The 1192-nt window shown below is 74.5% G+C and carries 1 protein-coding gene; it reads left to right on the top strand.

The annotated features are described in order from the left end of the window. A partial coding sequence (locus AE652_RS40085; RefSeq protein ID WP_234348717.1) for a transglycosylase family protein occupies positions 1 to 818 on the top strand: 818 nt, incomplete at its 5' end. Positions 819 to 1192: the final 374 nt, after the last annotated feature.

The following is a 1192-nucleotide window of genomic DNA, read 5'->3' as shown; positions in this document are numbered from 1 at the left end:
TGACCTTCCGTAACGAGACCGCCGCTGCCACCACCTCCACCGCCACCAAGCGCAACCGCGTTCGGATGGCTGTCGTGGCGGGCGCCGCTGTCGCGGCCCTGCCGGTGGCCGGCCTCGTCACGGCCACCTCGGCCTCCGCCGCCTCCGTCTCCACCTGGGACGCCGTCGCCCAGTGCGAGAGCGGCGGCAACTGGGCCATCAACACCGGCAACGGTTTCTACGGCGGTCTGCAGTTCACCTCCAGCACCTGGGCCGCCTTCGGTGGCACCGCCTACGCGTCGCAGGCCAACCAGGCCACCAAGGCGCAGCAGATCGCCGTCGCGGAGAAGGTCCTCGCCTCGCAGGGCCCGGGCGCCTGGCCCGTCTGCTCCGTCAAGGCCGGCCTGACCAAGGGCGGCGCCCCGGCCGCCGTCGACACCTCGGCGGGCTCCGCCGCCGGCTCGACCGCCGCCAAGCCGGCGCAGACCCCGAAGCCCGCCGCCAAGCCGGCCGAGGCCCCGAAGGCCGCGCCCAAGGCCCAGGCCGCGCCGAAGGCTCAGGCTGCGCCGAAGAACGACGCCGCCGCGCCGAAGGCTGCCGCCCCGAAGGCCGACGCCCAGAAGTTCGCGCCGAAGGCCGACCAGGGCGCCAAGTCCTGGAACCGCTCGAACGACGCCAAGCCGGCCGCCAAGGGCGACTACACCGTCAAGGCCGGTGACACCCTGAGCTCCATCGCCGCCGCGCAGGGCCTGGACTGGCACGACCTGTACCAGAACAACGCCAAGGTCATCGGTGGCAACCCGGACCTGATTTTCCCGGGCCAGACCCTCAGCATCTGAGGTCTCCCCAGCTGAGGCCTCCTCGAGCACGTGGGGCCCCGTGCGCGGCCGGCGTCGGCTGCCCGGGGCTCACCGTGCCGGTGCCCGACCGGGTGCCGATGTGCCGATCTGTTCATGCGCTGATCTGTCGGTGCGTCGGCTGTCGGTGCGTCGACGTACGGATGTGCGTACCGATGTGCACGGCTTTCACGGCCGCTTCTCCGCCGCGCGGGTTCCTCCGCCGGTCGGGGGAGCGGCCGTCGGCGTTCCCGCGGGCGGGAGTCGGGGTCGCGCGGGGGTGCGCCCGCCGTCGGCGGCGGCCGGGCTGGGCGCGGGGCTGGGCCCGAGTGGGCGCGGGTCGGCCCAGGCGGGCGCGGTGCGGGAGGATGGTGGGG

Source organism: Kitasatospora sp. MY 5-36 (genome assembly GCF_001182915.1).
Taxonomy (GTDB): Bacteria; Actinomycetota; Actinomycetes; order Streptomycetales; family Streptomycetaceae; genus Kitasatospora.
The sequence above is the reverse complement of the archived record's forward strand: the minus strand, read 5'-3'. Positions and strand labels throughout refer to the sequence as shown.